20 protein-coding genes are annotated in these 25,775 nt (G+C 36.5%); 10 read left to right on the top strand and 10 right to left on the bottom strand.

Annotated elements, in window-relative coordinates; translation table 11 throughout:
* Position 1 precedes the first annotated feature (1 nt).
* From DPX34_RS04815 to DPX34_RS04805, 3 genes are read left to right on the top strand one after another with little or no spacing between them, the layout of a single operon-like run.
* The gene (locus DPX34_RS04815; RefSeq protein ID WP_111977286.1) at positions 2-235 is read left to right on the top strand and encodes a glutaredoxin family protein; all 234 of its coding nucleotides are present in this window, start codon (positions 2-4) and stop codon (positions 233-235) included.
* Positions 235-2,124 (top strand): ATP-binding cassette ATPase Uup, encoded by a 1,890-nt coding sequence (gene uup / locus DPX34_RS04810; protein ID WP_111977285.1) that lies wholly within the window; start codon positions 235-237, stop codon positions 2,122-2,124. Before DPX34_RS04815 ends, uup begins: the two co-directional genes overlap by 1 nt.
* On the top strand, positions 2,111-3,997 hold the full coding sequence (locus tag DPX34_RS04805; protein WP_111977284.1) for a DUF3466 family protein: 1,887 nt from the start codon (positions 2,111-2,113) through the stop codon (positions 3,995-3,997). The genes uup and DPX34_RS04805 overlap by 14 nt, the downstream gene beginning before the upstream one ends.
* Here DPX34_RS04805 and DPX34_RS04800 read toward each other — a convergent pair.
* Positions 3,994-5,058: a GGDEF domain-containing protein gene (locus DPX34_RS04800; RefSeq protein ID WP_111977283.1), complete on the bottom strand. Its 1,065-nt coding sequence runs from the start codon at positions 5,056-5,058 to the stop codon at positions 3,994-3,996. The two genes, DPX34_RS04805 and DPX34_RS04800, sit on opposite strands and share 4 nt — an antisense overlap.
* Before the next feature lie 139 nt (positions 5,059-5,197).
* Here DPX34_RS04800 and DPX34_RS04795 point away from each other — a divergent pair, with 139 nt between their 5' ends.
* The 3 genes from DPX34_RS04795 (at position 5,198) to ydiJ (ending at position 10,307) form a co-directional block, all read left to right on the top strand.
* The gene (locus DPX34_RS04795; RefSeq protein ID WP_111977282.1) at positions 5,198-5,683 is read left to right on the top strand and encodes a low molecular weight protein-tyrosine-phosphatase; all 486 of its coding nucleotides are present in this window, start codon (positions 5,198-5,200) and stop codon (positions 5,681-5,683) included.
* Positions 5,684-5,806: 123 nt separating this feature from the next.
* Positions 5,807-7,153, top strand: coding sequence for a class II 3-deoxy-7-phosphoheptulonate synthase (locus tag DPX34_RS04790; protein ID WP_111977281.1), 1,347 nt, complete (start codon positions 5,807-5,809; stop codon positions 7,151-7,153).
* A gap of 100 nt (positions 7,154-7,253) precedes the next feature.
* Positions 7,254-10,307 carry a D-2-hydroxyglutarate dehydrogenase YdiJ gene (gene ydiJ, locus DPX34_RS04785; protein ID WP_111977280.1) on the top strand — a complete coding sequence of 1,018 codons (3,054 nt, stop codon included), beginning with the start codon at positions 7,254-7,256 and terminating at the stop codon, positions 10,305-10,307.
* A 49-nt stretch (positions 10,308-10,356) separates the two neighbouring features.
* On the opposite strand, the gene queC is transcribed toward ydiJ, so the two are convergent.
* A complete protein-coding gene (gene queC / locus DPX34_RS04780; RefSeq protein ID WP_111977479.1) occupies positions 10,357-11,028 on the bottom strand; it encodes a 7-cyano-7-deazaguanine synthase QueC in 672 nt (223 codons plus the stop codon).
* 91 nt (positions 11,029-11,119) lie between these two features.
* Between queC and queE the strand changes: the two genes are divergently transcribed.
* Positions 11,120-11,782, top strand: coding sequence for a 7-carboxy-7-deazaguanine synthase QueE (gene queE, locus DPX34_RS04775; RefSeq protein WP_198673636.1), 663 nt, complete (start codon positions 11,120-11,122; stop codon positions 11,780-11,782).
* 44 nt (positions 11,783-11,826) lie between these two features.
* On the opposite strand, the gene DPX34_RS04770 is transcribed toward queE, so the two are convergent.
* From DPX34_RS04770 to DPX34_RS04750, 5 genes are all read right to left on the bottom strand, one after another.
* Positions 11,827-12,228: a response regulator transcription factor gene (locus DPX34_RS04770; protein ID WP_111977278.1), complete on the bottom strand. Its 402-nt coding sequence runs from the start codon at positions 12,226-12,228 to the stop codon at positions 11,827-11,829.
* 4 nt (positions 12,229-12,232) lie between these two features.
* Positions 12,233-14,896 (bottom strand): ATP-binding protein, encoded by a 2,664-nt coding sequence (locus DPX34_RS04765; RefSeq protein ID WP_111977277.1) that lies wholly within the window; start codon positions 14,894-14,896, stop codon positions 12,233-12,235.
* Positions 14,897-14,907: 11 nt separating this feature from the next.
* Entirely contained in the window at positions 14,908-15,960 is a 1,053-nt protein-coding gene (locus DPX34_RS04760) for a polyamine ABC transporter substrate-binding protein (RefSeq protein WP_157964620.1), read from the bottom strand.
* Positions 15,961-16,238: 278 nt separating this feature from the next.
* Positions 16,239-17,681: a 30S ribosomal protein S12 methylthiotransferase RimO gene (rimO, locus tag DPX34_RS04755; protein ID WP_111977275.1), complete on the bottom strand. Its 1,443-nt coding sequence runs from the start codon at positions 17,679-17,681 to the stop codon at positions 16,239-16,241.
* A gap of 447 nt (positions 17,682-18,128) precedes the next feature.
* Positions 18,129-19,142 (bottom strand): tyrosine-type recombinase/integrase, encoded by a 1,014-nt coding sequence (locus DPX34_RS04750; RefSeq protein ID WP_111977274.1) that lies wholly within the window; start codon positions 19,140-19,142, stop codon positions 18,129-18,131.
* Between the two features lie 920 nt (positions 19,143-20,062).
* On the opposite strand from DPX34_RS04750, the gene DPX34_RS04745 reads away from it, so the two are divergent.
* Positions 20,063-21,673, top strand: coding sequence for a S16 family serine protease (locus DPX34_RS04745; RefSeq protein ID WP_111977273.1), 1,611 nt, complete (start codon positions 20,063-20,065; stop codon positions 21,671-21,673).
* An 85-nt stretch (positions 21,674-21,758) separates the two neighbouring features.
* The gene (gene fabA / locus DPX34_RS04740) at positions 21,759-22,271 is read left to right on the top strand and encodes a 3-hydroxyacyl-[acyl-carrier-protein] dehydratase FabA (protein ID WP_111977272.1); all 513 of its coding nucleotides are present in this window, start codon (positions 21,759-21,761) and stop codon (positions 22,269-22,271) included.
* 76 nt (positions 22,272-22,347) lie between these two features.
* Here fabA and rmf read toward each other — a convergent pair whose 3' ends face one another.
* The 3 genes from rmf to clpS all read right to left on the bottom strand — a co-directional run bounded on the left by rmf (position 22,348) and on the right by clpS (position 25,358).
* Positions 22,348-22,527 carry a ribosome modulation factor gene (rmf, locus tag DPX34_RS04735; RefSeq protein WP_111977271.1) on the bottom strand — a complete coding sequence of 60 codons (180 nt, stop codon included), beginning with the start codon at positions 22,525-22,527 and terminating at the stop codon, positions 22,348-22,350.
* A 212-nt stretch (positions 22,528-22,739) separates the two neighbouring features.
* Positions 22,740-25,010 (bottom strand): ATP-dependent Clp protease ATP-binding subunit ClpA, encoded by a 2,271-nt coding sequence (gene clpA, locus DPX34_RS04730; protein ID WP_111977270.1) that lies wholly within the window; start codon positions 25,008-25,010, stop codon positions 22,740-22,742.
* Positions 25,011-25,040: 30 nt separating this feature from the next.
* Positions 25,041-25,358: an ATP-dependent Clp protease adapter ClpS gene (gene clpS, locus DPX34_RS04725; RefSeq protein WP_111977269.1), complete on the bottom strand. Its 318-nt coding sequence runs from the start codon at positions 25,356-25,358 to the stop codon at positions 25,041-25,043.
* A 189-nt stretch (positions 25,359-25,547) separates the two neighbouring features.
* Between clpS and cspD the strand changes: the two genes are divergently transcribed.
* The gene (gene cspD / locus DPX34_RS04720) at positions 25,548-25,769 is read left to right on the top strand and encodes a cold shock domain-containing protein CspD (RefSeq protein ID WP_111977268.1); all 222 of its coding nucleotides are present in this window, start codon (positions 25,548-25,550) and stop codon (positions 25,767-25,769) included.
* Positions 25,770-25,775 lie beyond the last annotated feature (6 nt).

Below are 25,775 nucleotides of genomic sequence, written 5' to 3'. Positions count from 1 at the left end.
CATGAAACCTTATATACTGTATGGCACGGATGGGTGCCATTTATGCGATTTAGCATTTGATGAATGCAAAATATTAGGGATCACCGATTTAATTGAACGTATAGATATTGTTGATTCAACTGAATTATTAGCTAAATACAGTTTAACAATCCCGGTATTTCGTCATGTAGATAAACACATTGATTTAAACTGGCCTTTTACGGCTACTGATCTTAAGGCACTATTAGATAAATAATGAATTTATATAGAATAACCAACGCTGAATTAGCTTTTGGCGATAACCCTTTATTAAGCGGCACCGATTTTTATATTAATAAAGGTGAGCGTATCAGTGTCGTTGGCCGTAATGGTGCGGGTAAATCAACCTTACTTAAAGTGATCGATGAACAAATTAAACTGGATTCAGGTGAAATTAACATTAGAACAGGCACCATCGTTCGTCGTTTAGAACAGGATCCACCTCGAAGTGCAGAAGGCGACGTATATAGTTATGTGGCATCGGGTTTAGGTGAAGCGGGTGATGCCCTTGCTAAATTTACCCTTGAAACGATGAAAGCTGAACCTGATATGCAAGCGATGGAACAATACCAAGCGATTATTGAAAAGCATGATGCTTGGCAATATGAACCTTCGATTCAGCAAATTATTTCTCGATTATCGTTAGAAATGTTTGCACCTCTTGAAAGCCTATCGGGCGGTTGGTTACGTAAAGTCGCATTAGCCAGAGCGCTTGTGGCTAAACCTGATGTTTTATTACTTGACGAACCGACTAACCATTTAGATTATCAATCGATTGAATGGTTAGAATCTTTTTTATTAGAATATCAAGGCGCGATCGTTTTTATTAGTCATGATAGAGCGTTTATTCGTAAAGTCGCTAATCGCATTGTCGATTTAGATCGCGGTCAATTAGTTAACTACGAGCATGGTTATGATAAGTATTTAATCGAAAAAGAAGAAAACCTGCGCATAGAAGAAGAACATAACAAAAAGTTTGATAAGCAACTCGCTCAAGAAGAAGTTTGGATCAGACAAGGTGTTAAAGCACGTAGAACACGAAATGAAGGCCGAGTTCGCGCGTTAAAAGCGTTACGAAATGAACGTAAAGAACGAAGAAATGTGCAAGGTAATGTTAAATTTAGCTTTGATGATGTAAAACGATCTGGCACGCTTGTCGCTGAACTCGAAAATGTCACTCATTCTTTTGGTGATTTGCCGATTGTTAAAAACTTTTCAAGTTTAGTTATTCGTGGCGATAAAATAGCATTTATAGGGCCAAATGGTTGTGGTAAATCAACTTTAATAAAATTGATTTTAGGTCAGTATGAAGCCCAAGAAGGGTTTATTCGTATTGGGACTAACCTTGAAATCGCTTATTTTGACCAATATCGTGACCAGTTAGATGAAGAAAAAACGGTTATGGATAATGTAGGTGATGGCCGTGAAGATATTATGGTTAATGGTCAACCGCGCCATGTATTAGGTTACCTTCAAGATTTCTTATTTTCACCTAAACGTGCACGCTCTCCAGTTAAATCACTTTCAGGTGGCGAAAAAAATAGACTTTTATTAGCCAAGTTATTTTTAAAAGAATCTAACATGTTGATTCTCGATGAACCAACCAATGACTTGGATATTGAAACATTAGAACTTTTAGAAGATCTGGTTACTCAATATAAAGGCACATTAATCATTGTGAGCCATGATCGTGAATTTGTTAATAATACCGTACAAACGAGTTATTTTTTCCAAGGTCAGGGTGTGGTCAAAGAGTTTGTTGGCGGGTATGATGCCATTCCGGTGAGCAATTTAACCGTAGATAAAACAATTAAAAAAGCACCGGCGGAACAAAAATCAAAACCGGCGGTCAAAACTGAACCAAAACAAAAAGTTAAACTTTCTTTTAAGCAAAAAGATAGATTAGAGAAATTACCGTTAGAAATAGAGAAACTCGAAACCAGTATTGAAGCGTTGCAAACGAAAGTGAGTGATCCAAATTTTTACAAGCAACCCGCAAACGATTCAAAAGTAGTATTAGATACATTAGCTAAAGAAGAAGCGAAACTCGATGACGCCTTTAGCGAATGGGAAGCATTAGAAGCTATTCAAAATGAAACCAATTAATATATTTATGAAAAAGACAATTATCTTAAGTACCTTACTCGGGCTAAGTTTCTCAGGTCAAGCCGCAAAATATGAAGTAATCGAACTTGCGACGCCTGATCAATTTCGCCATGCTTATGCGCGTGATATCAACGAGCAAGGCGACATGGTTGCCGCTGTTCGCGGTAATGATTTGAAATCCTATTTAGCAAATATATACGGCGTTCAATTTAATAGTTATGTGAATAGCAGCGTTTTATATAATCACCCATTTGATATTACGCAACTTAATTTTGAGAATGCAGAGTTAATTGCATTTTTAGGACAAGACAGTGCAGATAATATACAAGCGGGTGTGATTGATAACACCAGTTTAGAAAATATTGCTGGCTTCTTACATTCTACAGATTTGACATTTAACCTGTTTAATAAGCAATTGAGTGGTTATTATCATCAAATAGGTGAATATTGGGGGGCTGTAAGTACTAATGATTCATTATCACATTTCCCTGTTCTAGATACTATTAATGCCAATACTAACCAATATTCATTTGAATTTAATGAGTCGTTAACGGCAATCAATGATTTAGGCTGGGTTGTTGGCGCTACCGAGTCACCTTATCAAGATATTCCCTATCAGCAAAAACAAACAGATGCTGATGGCGTTGAAACGTTAGTTGATAAAACATTTCATGTTCAAGATTACATTGAGCGTGCTTTTGTTAAAATTGGCGGCAATGTCACTTTACTTGATCCACCATTTACTGATTTTAGAAATGGCCGCAGTATTGCAACCGATGTTTCTAATTCTGGTTATGTGGTAGGTCATGCCTCAACGGGTATGAAAGTACTAGAAGATTCAACGTTAGATGTTAAATTATCTAATTGTGAATTGAATGATACTGAATCGCAATTTGAACCTGAAGAAATTTGTTTATGGCGCTCACGTGAATTAAACTTCTCGACGAGCTCAAGCGCTGCCAGTAAAACGAGTGAAAATTTATATAAAACGATTACCACCACTCATCATGCCTACCGCTGGCGAGTAAATGCGGCCGGCGAAGTTCTTGAAGCAAAAGACTTAGGTGTTGCGTTTAACGAAAATGCGGATAATTATTTTAACCTATATAGTCAGGCAACGGCCGTTAATGAAAGTGGGATCGCAGTTGGACGTAGCCATGTTTATTTAAATGAAGCCGAAACCGCACTCACAACGTTTGCTACGATTTATAAAGATGATGAAGTGATAACCATTGCCGATGATTATCAATTATATTTTGAGAGTATTGCGACGGATATTAATAATAACGATATAGTGGTTGGACAAGCGAATGTGAGAAAATCGTTTGGTATTGTTAACCAAGCTTTTTATTATGATATAAATCAGCCAGAACAGGGCATTGTATTTATTGATTCTTCTGATGAGTCTGCTCAAACCACCGTTAATGCCATAAGTGATAATGGTTTTATCGTGGGTAAAACTCAAGTCACTTCATTAAATGGAGGCGGTATTATTAACCATGGCTTTATTTATGATATGAATGAAAAAACATTCACTGATTTAAATAACCTTATTTCTTGTGAATCGGGTGTTACGATTGTTGAAGGTGAAGGCATAAATGAAGATGGCGAGATCATTGCAACCGCGACTGTCGCTGCTGATGCGAAGCTTTTAGATGGTTCGACCATATTTAACTCTCAAGGCGAAGCCATTCAAGAATCAAACACAAAAGTGGTTAAGTTAAAGCTTATTCCTGGTGGAGATGATTCTGAAGGTTGTTTTGATGAGCAAAATAAAGTTAAACGTAAAGGCGCGAGTATGGGCTATGGTATTTTAGCCTTTATAAGTGGCCTGTTATTTGTTAGACGGCGCGTAATAAAAAATAACGCTTAATCTGCAATTACTTGATTTCGACCTGCTGCTTTTGCTTTATAAAGTAAGGCATCAGCAGCTTTAACGGTTTCATCAAATCGTGCAATAGATTGTGTACTCGATAAACCAAAACTACACGTTATATCAATTTCCATGTCATCTACTTCATACGTATTGTCCGCAATATGATCACAGAGTTTGCTTGCCACTAAGAACCCCTGTGACTCTTCGGTATTAGGCAGTAAAATCATAAATTCTTCACCCCCGGTTCTTATCACAACATCTACTTTTCTAATAAATAAAGAAAAACGCTGCGCGGTTTCAACTAAAACTTGATCGCCCACATCGTGACCGAAAGTATCGTTGATTCGTTTAAAATGATCCAAATCAGCAACAATTATCGTCAATGGAAAATAATGATCCGGTCTGGAAGTCGCATTTTCGTAAAAAACAGAATCTAAATATCGGCGATTAGGCAGACGCGTGAGCGGGTCGGTATTGGCAAGTTTTTGTTTATCGTTAGTGATTTTTGTCATTTCTTCATGGCTTCTGAACCTGAAAAATTCCGTGATAAACATTAAGGTAGCCATCACTAAAAAGGAAGATAAAAACCGGCTGATTTCTTCAGGTCTATAATCGGCTTTAATATATGAAGGGTTATAAAGTAAAAAACAAAAAGCTGCAAATAAGAGTAAATTTAATAAAATACCGTAGCGATGACCAAACAAAACATACAGCACAATAGGGAAAGGATATAACCAATAAAGTCCAGTATTTTCGAAACCACCTGACATTAATAGCAAGAGCATAAAAGTGGCGACACATAATCCAGCAATGGTCGCAAATACCATGAATTGATTAATAAAATGAGACAGAGCTGCGGTAAAAAATAAAACAAAGCCGCCAGAATAAAGTAATGTTTTTAATTGAGGATCGTCAGTGCCATTATGACGACTTGCAAAGACAAATATAATAAAACTTCCAATGTAACAGCTGAAATAAAAAATGAGCTTTTTTCGTTTCATTTCAACATTTTCAGCTGATTCACAGTCGGTAAAGTTATCCCACCACGACCTTTTCATAACGTTCCTATTCGATGACCTTATATCAGTATAAAATAAATTTAAAAAAACGAGCGATTTATCAAATATTTTTTGATTTTTATCAGCATATTACAGACAATGCATGACTGTTTAATGATTTAAAATATAATCCATAATAATGAAAGATTTGAATCACGCTATCAACTCCGTCTTGTTTGTTTGCTTAGGCAACATCTGTCGTTCACCTACTGCACATGCAGTATTTCGTCAAAAGGCTATCGCGGCTAAATTGCCTACCAAATATGATAGTGCAGGTACGGCAAATTATCATTCTGGGGCAACACCCGATAAACGTTCACGTAAGCACGGGGAATCTAGAGGTTATGATTTTTCTAATTTATACGCGCGCTCGGTTAATGACAATGACTTTGAAGATTATGACTTAATTTTAGCAATGGATAGTGCTAATTATCAGGATCTTATTCAACAATGTCCGCATTATTATCATGACAAAATAAAATACTTTTTGGACTTTGCGACGGATTTTCCAACGGTTCAAGAAGTGCCTGACCCCTATTATGGCGGCGATAAGGGCTTCGAATATGTATTAGATCTAGTAGAAAATGCCTGTGACGGCTTGATAACGTATATAGAAAGTCATTAGTTTTGTGTGACTTGGGTATATCGTATTTCGTCTGCTAAACTCTTATCTATCAATTTGTTTTACCTGAATATTTTTAGTATCCACTAACTTATTTAAGGTACCTGTTTTAAAAGGTTTTATATTGTGAATCAATGGTCTCCTTCAAGCTGGCGCTCAAAGCCTATTTTGCAACAACCGACTTACCCTGATCAAGCGGCACTAAATCGAGTTGAAACTGAGCTTGCAAAATATCCACCACTGGTTTTCGCGGCTGAAATCCGTGATTTAAAAAGTCAGTTAGCTAATGTTGCACAAGAAAACGCTTTTTTATTACAAGGCGGAGATTGTGCAGAATCTTTTAATCAATTTAACGCCCCCAAAATTAGAGATACGTTTAAAACATTATTACAAATGGCAGTTGTTTTAACGTTTTCTGGCCAATGCCCAATTGTTAAAGTAGCGAGAATGGCAGGTCAATATGCAAAACCTCGCTCAGCGGATATGGAAACGATTAATGGTGTTTCATTACCCAGCTATCGTGGCGATATTATTAATGGTTTTGATTTTACCCCTGAAGCGCGTATTCCAGATCCTCAACGTATGTTAACGGCATATAATCAGTCGGCAGCTACACTCAATTTATTACGCGCATTTGCACAAGGTGGCTTAGCCGATTTACATGAGGTTAACCGTTGGAATATGAGTTTTGTTGATGCTAATCCGTTAAAAGATCAATATAAATCTATGGCTGATCAAATCCACCAGTCTTTGTTATTTATGGAAACATGCGGTATTACGGCTAAAAACACGCCTGCAATCAGTGAAACATCTTTATTTACTTCACATGAAGCTTTATTGCTCAGTTATGAGGAGGCCTTAACTCGTAAAGATACGCTAACGGGATTATGGTATGACTGTTCAGCACATATGGTGTGGATTGGAGAGCGTACACGTCAACTTGATCATGCGCACATAGAATACTTTAAAGGCATTAATAACCCGGTAGGTATCAAAGTGGGGCCGACGATGGACCCTGAAGAACTCATTCGATTAATTGATGCGGTTAATCCTGAAAATGAACCCGGACGTTTGACCTTAATCACTCGTATGGGGGCCGATAAATTACCAGAAAAATTGCCTGCTTTAGTTAGAAAAGTGAAAGAAGAAGGTAAGCAGGTCGTCTGGAGTAGTGATCCTATGCATGGCAATACGTTTAGTGCTAGCAGTGGTTACAAAACCCGCAATTTTGATGCCATATTAAGCGAATTAAGAGGTTTCTTTGCTGTACATAAAGCAGAAGGGACTTATGCGGGGGGGATCCATCTTGAAATGACCGGTCAACATGTTACTGAATGTACCGGTGGCGCTTACGATATTTCAGATGATGATTTATCGACCGCTTATCAAACCCAATGTGACCCTAGGTTAAATGCAGATCAAGTACTTGAAATGGCATTTTTAATCTCTGAATCGTTAAAAGATGCTCGATAAGTAATAAGACATTTTTAAATACAATAAAGACGCTGCCCAGCGTCTTTATTTATCCCGTATAATAGGGTTAAAACTATCCGTTTAAGATACCTTTTCCTATATGACTACTTTACCTCGTTTAACGGCTGTTGATTCAGTTGCTAAAGATTATTTACATTATTTAACTGCGCTAGAAAACAGTCGTTTTGCTGGCGATATCGAAACTAGCTACGCTAGCCGTTTTTCAGTGGCAACCGATAATAGTATTTATCAATCTTTGCCACAGGCTATTATTTTACCTAAAAATAATGATGATTTAATTATTTTAACCAAGCTTGCCAATAAGCCTGAACACATGTCTGTTAAATTTTCGGCTAGGGGCGGCGGAACAGGGACTAATGGCCAGTCATTGACTCAAGGTATTGTGGTTGATTTAAGTCGTTATATGAATCAAATTTTAGAATTTAACGCCGAAGAAAACTGGGTGAGAGTACAAGCGGGTGTGGTTAAAGATCAACTCAATGCTTTTTTAAAACCCTTTGGATTCTTTTTTGCTCCCGACTTAAGTACCAGCAATCGAGCAACTATTGGTGGCATGATCAGTACCGATGCTTCGGGTCAAGGATCTTTGGTTTATGGTAAAACGTCTGATCATGTACTGGGCATTAAATCTGTTTTAGTTGATGGTACACAACTCGACACACAAGCTTTATCGCTAGAAGCAGCCCAGTTAAAAGCTGAAAATAATAATACAATTGGGCATATCTATAAACAAGTGATGGCAACGGGCCGCGATTATCGAGAAGAGATATTAGCTAAATTTCCGCGCCTTAATCGCTTTTTAACCGGTTATGATTTAGAGCATATTTATAATGATGAGTTAACTGAATTTGATTTGACTCGTTTAATTACCGGCTCTGAAGGGTCATTAGTTTTTTTATCGGAAGCAAAGCTTAATGTCACACCGATTGCTAATTTTAAAGCGTTAGTAAATGTTAAGTATGATAGCTTTGATTCTGCCTTGCGCAACGCGCCTTTTCTTGTTGCAGCTCAAGCGACCTCTGTCGAAACCATTGATAGCAAGGTACTCAATTTAGCTAAAGAAGATGTGATCTGGCATTCGGTTAATCATTTGATTGAAGATGTACCCAATAAATTTATGGATGGCATTAACATTGTTGAGTACAACGCTAATGATCAAGCCGAAATAGAGTTACGGGTTGCTGAGTTGTCTCAAAAATTAGACGACATAATAGCGGTGGGTGATAAAGGCGTTATTGGTTATCAAATAACGTATGATTTACCCTCGATACAAACAATCTATGCGATGCGTAAAAAAGCAGTTGGATTATTAGGGAATACCAAGGGCAATAAAAAACCATTAGCGTTTGCCGAAGACACCGCGGTACCACCAGAAAACTTAGCTGACTTTATCGCAGAATTTAAAGTATTACTCGATAGTTATGATTTGCAATACGGTATGTTTGGTCATGTTGATGCCGGGGTTTTGCATGTTAGGCCGGCACTGGATATGTGCGATGAGCCTGATGAAAATTTATTACGTGAAGTTTCAGATAAAGTTGTTGAGTTAACCGCTAAATACGGTGGCCTTATGTGGGGTGAGCACGGTAAAGGTTATCGAAGTGAATATGGCCCCAATTTTTTTGGTGAAACCCTTTTTAATGAATTACGTAAGATAAAAAGTGTTTTTGACCCTTATAATCGAATGAACCCCGGTAAAATTTGTACGCCTATTGATTCGACTGAAAGCTTAGTTTCTGTGGATGATACAAAGCGCGGCTATTTTGATCGCCAAATTCCGGTCAATGTTAGAGATAGCGTTGATACCGCGATGACGTGTAATGGTAATGGTTTATGTTTTAACTGGGATACATCATCACCTATGTGCCCATCATTCAAAGTAACACGCGATCGTCGACATTCTCCAAAAGGTCGTGCGGGTTTAATGCGTGAATGGTTACGTCAATTAAGTCAGCAGAATATCGACTTTGAGCAACTTGAAAATAAAATACAAAATCAAAAATCATCTATTGTTTCGAGTTTTAGCAAATTAATGAATACTTGGAAGAAAAAACAAGGTGAGTATGATTATTCGCATGAAGTTTTAAATTCAATGGATGAGTGTTTAGCCTGTAAAGCCTGTTCAAGTGCTTGTCCTATTAAAGTGGATGTACCTACTTTTAGAGCTCGCTTTTTACAAGTTTATTACAGCCGATATAGTCGCCCCATAAAAGATCATTTAGTGGGCACTATTGAAAAAACCGCACCTTTATTAGCTAAAGCCCCTCGCTTAGCTAATTTTGTTACTGATAATATGTTGAGCAAGTTTATTATTAAACATGTTATTGGCTATATCGATTCGCCGACTTTAAGTTACCCAACATTAAAGCAACAAGTTGGTCAACTGAATGTGTTAGATTGGGACCTTGAACGTATTACTGCGATGGAGCCCACACAACGTGAAAAAATAGTCGCGATTGTGCAAGACCCTTTCACTTCATTTTATGATGCAACGGTAGTAAAAGATTGGATCCAACTGATTAACAAATTAGGGTATACACCTTTATTGTTACCTTTTCAGCCAAATGGTAAACCGCAACATGTAAAAGGTTTTTTACAAAAATTTGCTAAAACGGCGTCGAGCTCCAGTGAATTTTTAAACAAAGTGAGTGATTTAGGTATTACCTTAGTCGGAACTGATCCTTCACTGGTTTTATGTTACCGCGATGAATACAAAAAAGTGTTAGGTGAAAAACAAGTCAATTATGATGTTTTATTACCTCATGAATGGTTAGTTTCTATAGAATTACCGACATTAAAAGACCAAGCTAGAAATTATAAACTCCTTGGACATTGCTCCGAGAAAACGGCTTTACCAAAAAGTCAGGGTCAATGGGTTACTATTTTCAGCAAGTTTGGTTTAACACTTAATACCGTTGAAGTCGGTTGTTGCGGCATGGCAGGTACATACGGCCATGAAGTTGATCATTTAAACAATAGCGAAGCGTTATATAATTTGAGTTGGCGAGATGCAGTGGCTAAAGAGGAAAAAACGCAAATTATTGTGACCGGTTATTCATGTCGATCGCAAGTTAATCGTTTTGAGTCGTTTAAACCTAAACACCCAGTTCAAGTGTTAAACGATTTGTTGTAAATAAAAAGACTCATCAAAGTCCAGTCAGATAAATCTGGCTGGACTTTATTTATTCATAATCAAGTGGATCTACTAAATTGTTTAGTTTAAATGCCTCTAATCGTTCTTGGCAAGCCCCACATTTACCACATGCCTTTTCTCTACCGTTATAACAAGTCCAAGTTTTAGCATAATCCAAACCCAATTTTAAACCGGCGGTTAAGATCTCTATTTTTGATTTATCTAAATAGGGTGTAACAATTTCAACGGCGTCATAGTTTGCGATTGCACATACATCATTCATTCGATTAACAAATTCAGGACGACAATCAGGATAAATAGCATGGTCTCCTGAGTGTGCACCATAAAATACTTTTGTTGCTTCAAGTGATACAGCATACCCAACCGCAAGTGATAATAAAATCATATTACGATTAGGGACAACCGTTGATTTCATCGATTCTTCCGCATAATGGCCTTCTGGAATATCAATTGAATCAGTCAGCGATGAACCGGCTATTATTTGATTAATCGCACTAATATCAATTACTTTATGTTTCACGTTTAAAGCTTCACAAGCTGATTTAGCATAAGTGATTTCTTTAATATGGCGTTGACCATAGTCAAATGTTAATGCATAGGCATCATAGCCTTGTTTGATTGCATGGTTGAGGACGGTATAAGAATCCATGCCACCGGAGAAGATTACGACGACTTTTTCAGGTGAATTTGTATCAGACATATTAACCATTTTTTTGTTCAGGTATAATTTACACTGATTTTACCTAATCAACGTGTAATAAACCATCGAATTAAGGAACACATAGTTAATGATTTATCCGGTTAATGAATTTTTTCAAACGATCCAAGGTGAGGGCAGTTATACTGGCACGCCTTCAATATTCATTCGTTTACAAGGCTGTCCGGTCGGTTGTTCATGGTGTGATACAAAACAAACATGGGATGTTGATCCTAATGATGAAGTCGATGCAAACGCCATTATTACAAAATCAGCGGATAGTCCAACTTGGTTTAACACCACACCTGAATCATTGTTATCTATTATCCAACAAGAAAAGTTTACGGCTAAACATATAGTCATCACCGGTGGTGAACCTTGTTTGTATGATTTACACCCATTAACCAATTTATTTATTGATCAAGGCTATTCTATACAAATAGAAACAAGTGGCACATTTGAGATTAAAACACATGAAAAAACATGGGTTACTGTGTCGCCAAAAGTGAATATGAAAGGTGGCTACCCGGTTTTAAATTCTGCATTACAACGAGCTAATGAAATAAAGCACCCGATAGCAACAGAAAACCATATATTTGAACTTGAAGCTTTGTTACAAAATTTAACGGTGATACCGCTTGTTTATTTACAGCCAATATCACAAAAGAAACGAGCAACAGAATTAGCGATTGAAACCTGTATTAAGAAAAACTGGCGTCTTTCAATTCAAACCCATAAATACCTGGGTATTAGTTAATATACGCAAGTCACTTGGATATATTAACAGTAAAGTGAACATTGTTAGGCAATGTTCACTCCCATGTTTCTCAGCGTTGAAATTAATTTTTTAGGTTTATAAGGTTTAACCATAAAACCTTTAGCGCCTAAATCCATTGCTTTGCGTACATTAACAATTGTGCTGTGTGCGCTGACAATCGCAATCTTTGAGTCTTCATCCATTTTACGCAATAGTTGTAATATATCCAAACCATTATCTTCTTCTAGTTCAATGTCTAAAAACACGATATCTGGTTTTTCGTTTTCAAATTTTCTGAGTGTTTCTGCTTTTGTTTCAGCTTCAATAAAGCGACTAAAGCCTAATTCCGTTAGCATGTTGCGTAAAAAATCACGCATTAATCGTGCATCATCAACGATTAAAATAGATTGTTCACGACGTAAAATTTCACCAGTGTTTAATCTCATGAATTTATGAATCCTTAATAGCTTTATTCATTGCTTGCTGTAATTGATTTAATTTGACAGTCACTTCATTAGTATCGTTTGCCTTGGCACTAATTTCAATATCTGAAGCAATAAAACTTAGATCTGGAAAGCCTAAACTGGCGGCCGAGCCTTTTAATTTATGCGCCTCAGACTGTACAACCACTAAATTATTTTGTTCATGATTATCTACCATGACTTTATATACTTGAGTTAATGAGCCTTCAAATTGCTTAACGAGTTTTTTATATTCATCACTGTTTTTGAGTTTGTCATCTAAATCGTCGATAGTCAGATCAATTTCAGTATCGTTTGCAAGGTAATCTCGAAGCATTTTATAAAAAGCAGTGTTATCAATGGGTTTTGCTAATGTCATTGTACAACCAGCGACTTTATGTTGATCTAAATCAGCTTGCATACAATTAGCGGTTAACGCAATAATTGGGGTATCAATACCAGCTTGTCTTAGCATACTGGTAGCTTCTAAGCCGCCCATGAGGGGCATTTGCATGTCCATGAGTATTAAGTCATATTCTTCAGCAATCGCATGCTCAACGGCTAATAAACCATTTTCCACAACTTCTAGTTCGGCTTGCAAAGGCTCTATTAATAATTTGAGTAACGTTTGATTATCAGGGTTATCCTCAGCCAATAAAATCGACTTATTTTTTAAGTTTAGCAATTCTTTTTTAGCCGCATTGTTAGCTTTGGTTGTAAACGGTTTTTCATCAACCAAATTATTAACATTGTTAAGCGCTTTTATTTTTAACGTAAAACGTGAACCTTTTAGTTTTTCGCTTTGAACAAAAATTTCGCAATTAAGTATTTCAGCTAAATATTTAGTAATCGCTAACCCTAAACCCGTACCACCAAAATTTCGTGTTGTGGAAATGTCAGCTTGAATGAAAGGATTAAATAAGTTTTTAACTTCTTCTGCGCTCATGCCAATTCCGGTATCTATAATTTCAACAATTAAATTATTAACAGAAGGATAATAATTAATATTAACCGTCACCGATCCTTTTTTAGTAAATTTAATGGCGTTAGAACATATGTTGAGTAATATTTGTTTTAATCTAGTTGGATCAATATTGAATGTTTCAGGAATTGGATAGGTGTAATTAATTTTAAAATCTAAGTCTTTGTCATGTGCTTTATCTGCACAGGATGTTTCAATATCCGCCATAATGTCAAATATTGATGTTGGTATATTTTCGACCTGCAGTTTGCCTGATTCTATTTTGGCTAAATCTAAAATATCGTTAATAAGCGCTAATAAATGACGACCATTTTTTTCAACACGTTGTAGTAACGAGCGATTTTCTAAATCTTCAGTACCACGTGATAAAGCATGTTCGGTAAAACCGAGAATCGCGGTTAGCGGCGTTCTAATTTCATGGCTCATATTAGCCAAAAATCGACTTTTTAGTTCATTCGCTTGCTCTGCTTCTTGCCGAGACTGGATCAGTTCTTCATTTGCACTTTGTAATGCGAGGGTACGAGAGTTAACACGTTGTTCTAATTCAGTTTGGTATTCTTTAATTGAGTAGCGTGATGATTCTAAAGACGCGGTCATTTTATTAAATGATTCAAATAATTGACCGATCTCATCTTCTCTTTTTATGTTAATTCGTACCGCTAATTGGCCATTAGCGACCTTTTTACTCACTCTAATTAATCTTTCAAGCGGGTTTAATAAGGTTCGAGTGATCATGTAGTAACTGATGATACAAGCCGTAATAATCATGATTAACGTTAAAAATATAGTAAATAATGATAGTTTTCGTGTATTTGAGTAAAGCTTATCGACCGATGTACCCACGGCTAAATAATAACCAAAATCTAAATTATTGGCCTTAAATATCATATCTTCATTTTTATAATTTAATGAAAAATCAGTATCTTTGTTAGCCGCTTCTAATAACTTCTCATACATATAATGTGGGATTGTTTTTGACTCTAGTTGCTCTTGATTATTAAAAAAAGCTTGTTGGTTAGGTGTTAATAATAAGCTGATACCAGAGTCAGCTTCACTTTCTATCATCACTTTAGATATTAAATTAGGTTCAATCGTAATGACTAAAAAGCCCCAAACAGCTTGATTAAGTTGTAAACCCGAAGGTAAAGGTTTAAATAATTTGTGAATAGCATATAAAGCGGTTTCGTCATTATCTCTATTTTCATCAAAGATTAATGCTTGATTATGATCAGAAGTCGACATAACTTTAAACCAATTAGTATTAACTTCGTTTTCATTGATGTTATCTAAAAAACGTGGATTAAAACGTGCATCTTCTTCACCCTCAATGGTGATAATTCTGATTTCATAAAAATCTGAGTAGGCATGTGCAAAATTGCTAAAGGCCTTTAACAGTGAATTTAAAGCGATTGAGTAACGATCAGTTGGGTTCTCTATTTGAATGTATTGATTAACAATTTCTGATTTGGCTAATAATTGAAGGGCAGCCAAATGGCTATCAAAATAGTGTTTTATTGAGACGGTTTTTTGATCTAATTCGTATTGTTGATAAATTTCGGCTTGGGTGTCGGCATGTGTTTTTGTTTGTTGATAAGCATACAACCCTAGAATAGCTAAAGGGAAGAATAAAATTAATACAACAAACAATAATATTTTAGTTTTTAATTTCATCTATCCATGACTCATTGTTTTGGTTTATCTAATAAAAAGTTTAATTGACTATATATAGTTTGATGATTCTTTTGTACCACTGGTTTTAAAATTTTATAAAACTCTGACCGATCAAGTGTTTCTTTTTTTATATAAACCTGAGGATCGTCTAATATCTCTTTTGGAATATATTGCTTTGCCGTTTCGTTTGTTGATGCATAATACAAAGATTTTGTAATATGCGCTGCGTTTTTTGGTTCATGTATAAAGTTAATAAATTGATAAGCGAGCTTTTTGTTTTTAGATTTTTTCATTACCGTTAAACAATCTAACCACAATGAGGTGCCTTCTTTGGGGACGACAAATTTTAAACGGTTATCTAATTTAGTTAGCAGCATCGCATCGCCATTGTAAGCCATTGCCATTGTAATTTTATCTTGGATTAATAGTGAACGTTCACTTAATTCAAGTGCACCAAACGAATCTATATTTTCTAAACGATTAAATAGCAATTTTCCTGCTGAGTTAATAATATCAACGTTCTCTTCATTTGCTGAATACCCAAGCGAAATAAGCGCGGAACCAATGACGTCTCGCGAGTCACTTAAAAGTTTTATTCGAATATTAGGGCTTAATGGATCCGTAAAAAAATGCGCCCAAGTTTGCATTGGGGTTTTTACGACATCAGCATTATATATAATACCAATGGATCCCCAAACATAAGGTACACAGGTTTGATCACTGTTTTTATATTCTTTAAACCAAGTTGGTGATACATGTTTAATGTTAGGGATATCGGTTTGAGATACAGATTCTAACCAATTATTAGCTTGATAGTTTTTAGCTCTAAACATACTCGAAACAACAACATCATAATTTTCGCCTTGATGGGTATTGAGTAAATAATCTTTTCGTTCGTCAGATTCAAAGTATATTTGTGTAATCGAAGCATCATATTGAGCTTCGAAATTTTTAATTATTTGAGGCGGTAAATAATCAGGCCAATTTAAAACAACGAGTGTTGTTTTGGCACTAACGTAAAAGCTTGTGATAAAAATAAAACATGCAATACCAATTTTAATCATTCTTGATTCTCTGCACTTAAGCATATAATTAAATTAGTAAAAATTACTGATAAAGCAAGGATTTGCTAAAACTTATAGTCTACATAGATGTGATTATACCTAGGGCGTGTTTATCTTTGTCGTATAGATTTTATTCAACATGACCAAGCTATAGGTTAAATTTTAAAGTTGACTGCATCCGTGCGTATTAAAAGCGTTTTAAAATAAAACACAATGATAATCCAAAAACACGGACATCATTGTGTTGAGTAAAACATTGTTCATGTTTTGGTGATTATTTAATCATTGATAAGCTCAGCCCATAAGTCATATTCATCTGAATGGGTGATAACCACATCCACTAACTGACCGACGTTTAAATGGGTAATGTCATTCAAATATACCACACCATCAATTTCCGGCGCATCAGCGTAAGTACGGGCTATCGCGCCTTCTTCAGTGACTTCATCAATAACGACTTGCATTTCCCAGCCTATTTTGTCGGCTAATTTTAAGCGGCTGATTTCTTGTTGTAATAACATGAAGCGTTGAAAACGATCTTCTTTTACATCTTCCGCTATTTGATCGGGTAATGTGTTTGATTCAGCGCCATCAACGGGAGAATATTTGAAACAGCCAACCCGATCCAGTTGAGCTTCTTGGATCCAATCTAATAATATTTGAAAATCTTCTTCGGTTTCCCCCGGAAAACCAACAATAAAGGTAGAGCGAATAACCAGTTCAGGGCATATCTCTCGCCACTTTTTGATGCGGTCTAAAACTCTTTCAGCCGCCGCCGGACGTTTCATTCTTTTTAAGACGGCAGGGCTTGCATGTTGAAAAGGAATATCTAGATAAGGCAATATTTTGCCTTCGGCCATTAATGGAATTATTTTGTCTACATGCGGATAAGGATATACATAATGTAATCGAACCCAGATCCCTAAATCAGCTAATGCTTCACATAAACCTTGCATACTCGTTTTAACGGGTCTGCCATCCCAAAAGCCGGTTTTGTATTTTACATCAACACCATAAGCACTGGTGTCTTGCGAAATGATCAATAATTCAGTTACGCCTGCCGCTTTTAATCTTTTCGCTTCATCTAAAATTTCACCGATAGGGCGGCTGACAAGATCACCACGAAAAGAGGGGATAATGCAAAAAGAACAACGATGATTACAACCTTCCGATATTTTTAAATAGGCAAAATGTCTTGGGGTTAATTTAACGCCCGTATCGGGGATTAGACTGGTAAATGAATCATGGGCAGGTTTGGGTACATGAGTTCGAACTTGTTCCATTACATTTTCATATGCGTGTGGCCCCGTGATCCCTAATACATTTGGGTGAACTTCTCTAATTTGGTCTTCTTTAGCTCCCAAACAGCCTGTAACCAAAACTTTACCATTTTGAGTGAGCGCTTCACCAATTGTATCTAATGATTCTTTCACTGCACTATCAATAAAGCCACACGTATTAACTATCACTAATTCTGCATCATCATACGATGGCGTAACCTCGTAACCATCACTGCGAAGTTGAGTTAAAATACGTTCAGAATCAACCGTGTTTTTGGGGCAACCTAAGCTAACAAAGCCAACTTTTGCCGCTTGATTTGTGTCAACAGATTGATGCTGCTCTTTGATCATTTTTGATGGCGTTTCTAGCGTTGTTGTTTGTTTATCTGTGGATTTATTGGCATGGGTCGGTGTTTGTGGATCAAATTGCTCTACAGTCATAGTTCGCTCTGTTGCTTTAATTTATCAAAAAAGAATGAATTAAAACGTCATAAATAATAGTTTAATGGCCAATAAGAATAATACTGACCATTCATAATGTTTTAAATTATACAGGAGAATAATTGATATGACAGAACAAAATGTATAGTCAAAGCGATCGGGTTTTAGGGGCAGGTTTCTCGTTCCAGACGAAACCTAAGTACTTACATCCATGATAAGCAAAGCCGTCAAAGCTACCGCGTCCTGCTCTCGCCCCTTACCTGCATCCATGCAGGCAAGCTTCGAGACCCCATGAGCATATGCTCTATTATGTGATTGGAGCCGCGTAAATGGATTTAGGTGTTAGAACGACGCAGGAGCCAAAGTCGAGAGTAAGCGCTGACAATGAACCATAAAACCTGAGCCAGAAGACTATAGATAGGCTTTTCATCGAATAAATAAAGTTAGTTAGCGTTTGAGTTTACGAGCGGTATTCGCCATGCCACCTTGTTGCACACGAGTTTGCTCTGTATAACGAGCTACCATTTCTTGTGACTTCCAACCACCTGAGCGCATGATTGCTATCACATCTTCACCGGCTTCTGCCATCGCAATGGCTGCACCAACACGAGCACTGTGTGTGGTTAAACTCTGAGCGGTTGTTAAATTAAGCTTTTTAGAAATAAGTTTAAAATCATTTAAAACAGCACGATATTGCATACCTGAACGTTGAATGGTTAATTTAGGACTCAGTGACCGAAGCAGGGGGCCTTCATGTACATTGGCCTCAAATCGCCATTCACTTAACAACGCTAAACTGGTTTTTGTGATCAAGCGATGTGACCCGTATCCTGCTTGATCTGTTTTACTGTGATTTAAATAAATTAATTTTTTGTGAGTATCGACATCATCAACTGTAAGGCTACATAATTCACTCGCGCGTAAGCCCCCATCAAACATAATATTTACGACTAATCGAGCCCGCATATCACGTAAATTATCAGGAATAAAATAGTCATTTATATATTCTAGTGCTTCAACAGTGACCGGTTTAGCTTGTTTTTGTGCCGCAGTTCGATATTTATCAAGTTGTAGCTTGATGCTATGCGGGGTGGTTTTGGTGGTGCTTAAAGGGTTAGGCCACTGTAATGCTTTTAAAAAAGTTGAAATAACAGCAAGCCGGCGTTCTATTGTGGCACGAGCTAATGTGGTTTTATGAATTAAATAGGCGGCATATTCTTCAATAACAATAGCGCAATGCCTCAAGTCAGGTGTTAAACCCATCGAACCCGCAATTGCACACCAATTATTAAATTCTCGCATATCACTTAAATACGCTCGACGTGTATTTTCAGGTAGATACACAAAAACCTTACTGTAATAATCGTTTAATAATGTTTGATCATCCGCTTGAAGTGATACCGCTAAAACGGGTAAATTGCGATGAGGATCAGAGTTTTCAACGGTATTATTTCGATACAAAATACCAAGGCGCCTTGTTGAACGCTAATATAAACTAATTTACATTAGCGAATTAATCATTAAATAGATTTTACTGTGTTTTTATACATATATCTATTATTACCGATAATTGTTAGTTATCGGTAATAATAGCTTTATTAAATACATTAAGAAAACGCTTTTGAGGCGGTGTTAAACAAGTGTATAACGATTGGATTCTTTGTTATTTGGCGATTTATATAGTCAAAGCGATCGGGTTTTAGGGGAAGCCGTCAAGCTTCGAGACCCCATGAACATATGCTCTATTATGTGATTGGGGCGAGTAAGCGCTGACAATGAACCATAAAACCTGAGCGAGAAGACTATAGTTAACCTCGATATATATTTTACCCCAATACAATTAGTGCCTATAAAATCAAATCGGCAACACATAATGTATAGTGACTTCAATGATCCTACATATTTTTATTGAAAAATAGTTCGGCATTGGATTTCATTCATTGTTTAATTGATGGTTTCGTTGCTTATGTTATTTTGCAAAAATAAACGGCGCGCCATACATTCGTTATTACTTAACAACTTAAGATTTAAAGCATACATAGCAACTCTGAAACTCACTATTCTTTTATAATTAACAATATCATTAATAGCCCATAATGTATATTATGTTAAATTGTGTTTATATTAAATAGTAGAGTTCTGTAATTGTAAGATACAAAGTCTGCTTCCCTATTTAAAGTCATGTAAGGAGTAACTTTCATTTAATACACTTTTCTGCAGTACTGGATAATATTGAATTGTAAATTAGATTACGTGCCTGTAATTCTACAAATGAGTTATGCATCTGTTTTAGACTTAGGTGTGATAATAATTATGTTAAACATGTCGGTTTAATTTAAAACACGTTAAACTAGCGTTAATTGTAAAATATAGATAAGAATATGCCTGATAATCTAAACGGTTTAACTGAAAAATTGAACAACCAGCAATTTATAAAATCGTTACTTGAAGATGCTCCATCATTAGCGGCTCTTGATACAAATAAGAGCAATCAATTTTTGTTCCCTAAGTTAGCACAATTTATTCAATCCACGCTCAACAGTGCTGATAATTGTTTTATGTTAGCCTCTATTAATAAACCGACTGATATCTTTGTTGTTAATGAATTGAATGCAGGCTCTGTTTCAGAGTTATTTGGTGTGTTTGCGCACAGTGAAAGTGCTAGTGATGAAGTCCAATTTATTCCTAGTCTGTATTTTAATCACGATTCACCACTTTATATTCCTGCGGAACTATTGATGCAGGATCAATATTTAGCGCAAATCTTAATTGAATCACTCATCGCAAAGCAGTTTAATTCGCGTTGTTTAGTTGATAGAAACTTATCAAGCACGTCACTTAAAATTGTACATCAAACAATACCGTTTAATTTACGGATAGTCATCTATGGGTTATCAAGTGACTTAGCTGATCTACGTTATCATTTCCCTAGATTAAAAAATATAAACAAAGCAATCACTTACGAAGCTGATTTAGCGTTTAAACCTGACTGTTCAAATATCCAACATTTTAAATTTTTTATTTCTCAGGTCTACAATCAAGATATTACATCTGAGCAATTTATATCAATCTGTTGGGCTTTATCGAGACATATTGAAGATCAAAATTGGTTAAGTTTAGACTTACATTACCTATTAAGCCTTAAACACTTGTTACCTAAGGATTATGTTAAATCAGATGTTGAGGTAGCCGTTAGTCAATTAACCGGTTTCTATTCGCACGCTTGTGAATTTAACTATGAGCAAATCATTAGCGGTTCAATTAAGGTGGATACTCAAGGCGAAGTTATTGGTCAAGTTAATGGGTTAACTGTTGTAGAAACGGATAATGCTGAATTTGGTGAGCCTTCACGTATAACTGCTAATGTATTTTTAGGCGATGGAGATATTGGAGATATTGAACGAAAATCAGACTTAGGGGGTAATATTCATGCGAAAGCCATGATGATTTTATCTTCATTTGTATCTCGCACATTTGCACAAAACTCACCCATGCCTGTGTCTTCAAATATCGTTTTTGAACAGTCTTATCATGAAGTTGACGGCGATAGCGCGTCTATTGCTGAGTTATATGCTTTACTCTCTGCGTTAGCTAAAGTGCCTGTTCAACAAAATGTGGCGATCACAGGGGCTATGGATCAATTAGGGAATGTTCTAGTGGTTGGAGGTTTAGATTTAAAGATTGAGAGTTTTTATGCAATCGCTAAGCAACAGTCACCCGATATAGTGCATAAAGTTATCATCCCTGCGGGTAATGTGAGTCACCTCAATTTATCAATTCAAGTAACTGAAGCGATAGAAGCAGGAACATTTGAAATACACCCTATCGAACATGTGACTCAGGCCTCCCCTATTTTGCTTAACTTACCAGCAGAATCCGATGATGAAAATAATTTGTATCATAAGGTTCGTGCTTCATTAGACCAATTTGATCATGAATCGGAGCCTGAACTTACCTTCTTTGAAAAATTTAAACATTTATTTAGGATTTAATATCAATTAATTACTGTTCAGAGTTGTTTAGCGCACACATGTTCGCTAAAGTATGCGCGTTTTTAATCATTAAAATAAACTTAATATGAATCAGAATAGTTTTACAAAAGAAGACTTATTAGCCTGTAGCCGTGGCGAATTATTTGGTCCAGGCAATAGCCAGCTTCCAGCGCCTAATATGTTGATGATGGATCGCATTCCGCTTATCTCTGAAGAAGGTGGTGAGTATGGTAAAGGTATTATCAAAGCTGAACTCGATATCACACCTGATCTATGGTTTTTTGATTGTCATTTCCCAGGTGATCCGGTGATGCCAGGCTGTTTAGGCTTAGATGCCATGTGGCAATTAGTTGGCTTTTTCTTAGGCTGGTGTGATGGTCCTGGTAAAGGTCGCGCATTAGGTGTAGGCGAAGTTAAATTTACAGGCCAAATATTACCAACGGCTAAAAAAGTAACTTACACCATTAACATGAAGCGTGTTATCAAACGTAAATTGTTTATGGGTCTAGCTGATGGTGAAGTCGCTGTTGATGGCAAAGTGATCTATGTTGCTAAAGATTTAAAAGTAGGCTTATTCCAAGATACATCTGCTTTTTAATTGTATAAGTTTAATCGCTTATAAAGAACAAAGCCCCTTTATAGGGGCTTTTTGCATTATGTTGTTAGCACTTTTATTATTTTGTATTAATAAAGCCGTCAGCCCTATCCTCCATTGCGGCTCGCCAACCGCCTAACCATTGGGATTTTGAATCAACACTTTGATATGGACACGTTTCTTTATTTTTACCATATACACCTGCCTGATAACCTTTAGAATGCGCTCTTTCTAAACGATCTCTTTTTTGTCTTTTCATTGACTACCCCTTAGTCTTTTTCTTAAACAAAGCCGCTACTATTAACGACTCCGTTTATAAAATTAGGAGAACAATGGCTGGGTTGCAAGGATGATTTTTTAATAATCTTGTCATTTTGCTGTCATTTAAGTTAAAACGTTGAAACATAAATATAAAATATTTTAGCCTTAGTATATGCAAAACAAGGTTATATAAATCACATCCTTTATAGCTTAATGAGCATCTGCTGTTGATTTTTCAGTTTCGTAAGTAAAATCAAGTTCATCGCCGTTAACTGATACGATAACATTACCGCCTTTAACTAAAGTACCAAAAAGGAGTTCATGTGCGAGTGGCTTTTTAAGATGCTCTTGTATGACACGAGACATCGGTCTTGCCCCCATCGCTTTATCATACCCCTTGTTAGCTAACCATTCACGTGCATCACTTCTAAGCTCCAACGTAACTCCTTTATTATCAAGTTGTGTTTCTAACTCAGCAATAAATTTATCAACGACTTGTACAATAATCTCTGGTGATAAATGGTTAAACCAAATCGTGTTATCAAGACGGTTTCTAAATTCAGGTGCAAACGTTCGGTTAATTTCTTCCATTGCATCTGAGCTATGATCTTGATGATTAAAACCAATTGATTTTCTCGACGTTACATGGACACCCGCGTTAGTTGTCATGACTAACACAACATTACGAAAATCGGCTTTTCGACCATTATTATCCGTTAACGTGCCGTGATCCATTACTTGTAATAACAAGTTAAATACATCTGGATGGGCTTTTTCAATCTCATCCAATAAAACAACACAATGCGGATGCTTTATAACAGAGTCGGTTAATAGACCGCCTTGTTCGTATCCAACATAACCTGGAGGCGCACCGATTAATCGAGAAACCGCATGTCTTTCCATATACTCAGACATATCAATTCGCACTAATTCGAGGTTTAAAATTTTAGCCAATTGTTGCGTTATTTCGGTTTTACCTACACCAGTGGGACCCGCAAATAAGAAACTACCAATAGGTTTATTTTCATTAGCTAAACCTGAACGTGATAACCTAATCGCTGACGAAAGTGTATCAATAGCCGGATCTTGTCCAAATACCATCATTTTCAGGTTGCGAGAGATATTTTTAAGTACATCTCTATCAGTTGAAGAGACCGATTTTTCTGGGATGCGGGCCATTTTTGCAATGATATGTTCTATATCACTCACACCAACTGTTTTTTTGCGCTTGCTAGCCGCTAACAAACGTTGTTCAGCGCCGGCTTCATCGATGACATCAATGGCTTTATCAGGTAAGTGTCTTTCATTAATATATTTTTCAGATAACACGGCGGCGGCACGGATCGCTTTATTGGTATAGCGAATACCATGATGCTCTTCATAGCGCGATTTAAGACCATGTAAAATTTTAGTTGTATCATCAACCGACGGCTCTAAAATATCGATTTTTTGAAAGCGTCGAACTAACGCTCGATCTTTTTCAAATATACCTTGGAATTCAGAATACGTCGTTGAGCCAATACATTTGACTTTGCCACCAGATAAAAGGGGTTTTAATAAATTAGACGCATCCATAACGCCACCCGATGCGGCTCCGGCACCAATAATGGTATGAATTTCATCAATAAATAAAATAGCCCCTTCATCTTCTTCTAATTCTTTTAAGATCGCTTTAAAGCGTTTTTCAAAATCGCCTCTGTATTTTGTCCCCGCTAGTAAAGACCCCATATCAAGTGAATAGATCGTTGAATTTAAAATAACTTCTGGCACTTCTTCATTAACAATACGATAAGCCAAGCCTTCGGCAATGGCTGTTTTGCCCACACCCGCTTCCCCCACTAATAGTGGATTATTTTTACGACGGCGACACAACACTTGTATGGTGCGTTCAACTTCTTGGTCTCGACCAATAAGCGGATCAATTTTGCCATTACGGGCTTGTTCATTTAGATCACTAGCATAGTTTTTTAGTGTGCTTTCTTGCTCACCTTCTACTTGAGCTTCATTGATATTGTCGGAATTAAAGGCGTTACTATCGTCGGTACTATTTCGTGAGATACCATGAGATATAAAGTTAACGATGTCGAGTCGAGAGATGTCTGATTTTTTTAATAAAAAAACAGCATGAGATTCTTGTTCACTAAATATGGCAACAAGTACATTCGCCCCTGTTACTTCTTGCTTGCCAGATGATTGAACGTGAAAAACGGCGCGTTGCAGAACACGTTGAAAACCAAGCGTGGGCTGAGTTTCTCTTTCTAGATCATCTTCAGGAATTAAGGGTGTAGTTTGAGAAATGAACTCTGATAATTCACTTTGTAATTTTTCTTTTGGAGCACTACATGCGGATAACGCGGATAATGCAGCTGGATTGTCAATTAACGCTAACAGTAGATGTTCAACTGTCATAAACTCGTGGCGTTCAGCTCGTGCATTACGAAAAGCATCGTTTAATGTTTGTTCTAAATCTTTATTAAGCATACTTATACTCCAACAACGAATAAAAAAATACTATGCTTCTTCCATTGTGCACAATAGCGGGTGTTGATTCTCTCTTGCATATTCCCTAACTTGTGCAACTTTGGTCTCGGCAATTTCTGCTGTAAAAACTCCACACACCCCCTTACCTTCATAATGAACAGCGAGCATTATTTGCGTCGCTTTTTCTTCATCAACTCTAAAAAATTTCATTAATACATCTACGACAAAATCCATCGGCGTGTAATCATCATTATTTAGCAGTACTTTGTACATTGGTGGTGGTTTAATCGCTTGTTTTTCAGAACTAATCTGTTTATCTGCGATTGTACCCGAATCTTTATAACTCATAACTTAACTATAGTCTCACTCGTAGTGAATGGGTAAAAAAAAATGTAAATAACGCGTATTTTATTCATCCAACATTTTACGTCAAAAAACTTGACGCATGTTAAATATTATCTAAAGTTAAATATGTAGGTTCCGACAGAAAATTCAACTGCGGGTTCTAAATTTTTAAAAAACCAAAGGAAAAGAAGTATGGCTACCGGTAAAGTTAAGTGGTTCAATAATGCCAAAGGTTTTGGGTTTATTGTTCCTGATAGTACAACAGAAAATGAAGACATTTTTGCACATTATTCAACTATTACGATGGATGGATACCGCACACTAAAGGCGGGTCAAGATGTTGAATTCGAATTAACTGAGGGTCCAAAGGGAATGCACGCAACTAATATTAAAATACCAGGACAAGTTAAATAATTTTAG

It is taken from the genome of Algibacillus agarilyticus (assembly GCF_003286125.1).
In the GTDB taxonomy this organism is placed as follows: Bacteria; Pseudomonadota; Gammaproteobacteria; order Enterobacterales; family Alteromonadaceae; genus Algibacillus; species Algibacillus agarilyticus.
Note: the sequence above shows the minus strand (reverse complement) of the source record. Positions and strands in the feature narration are given on the sequence as shown.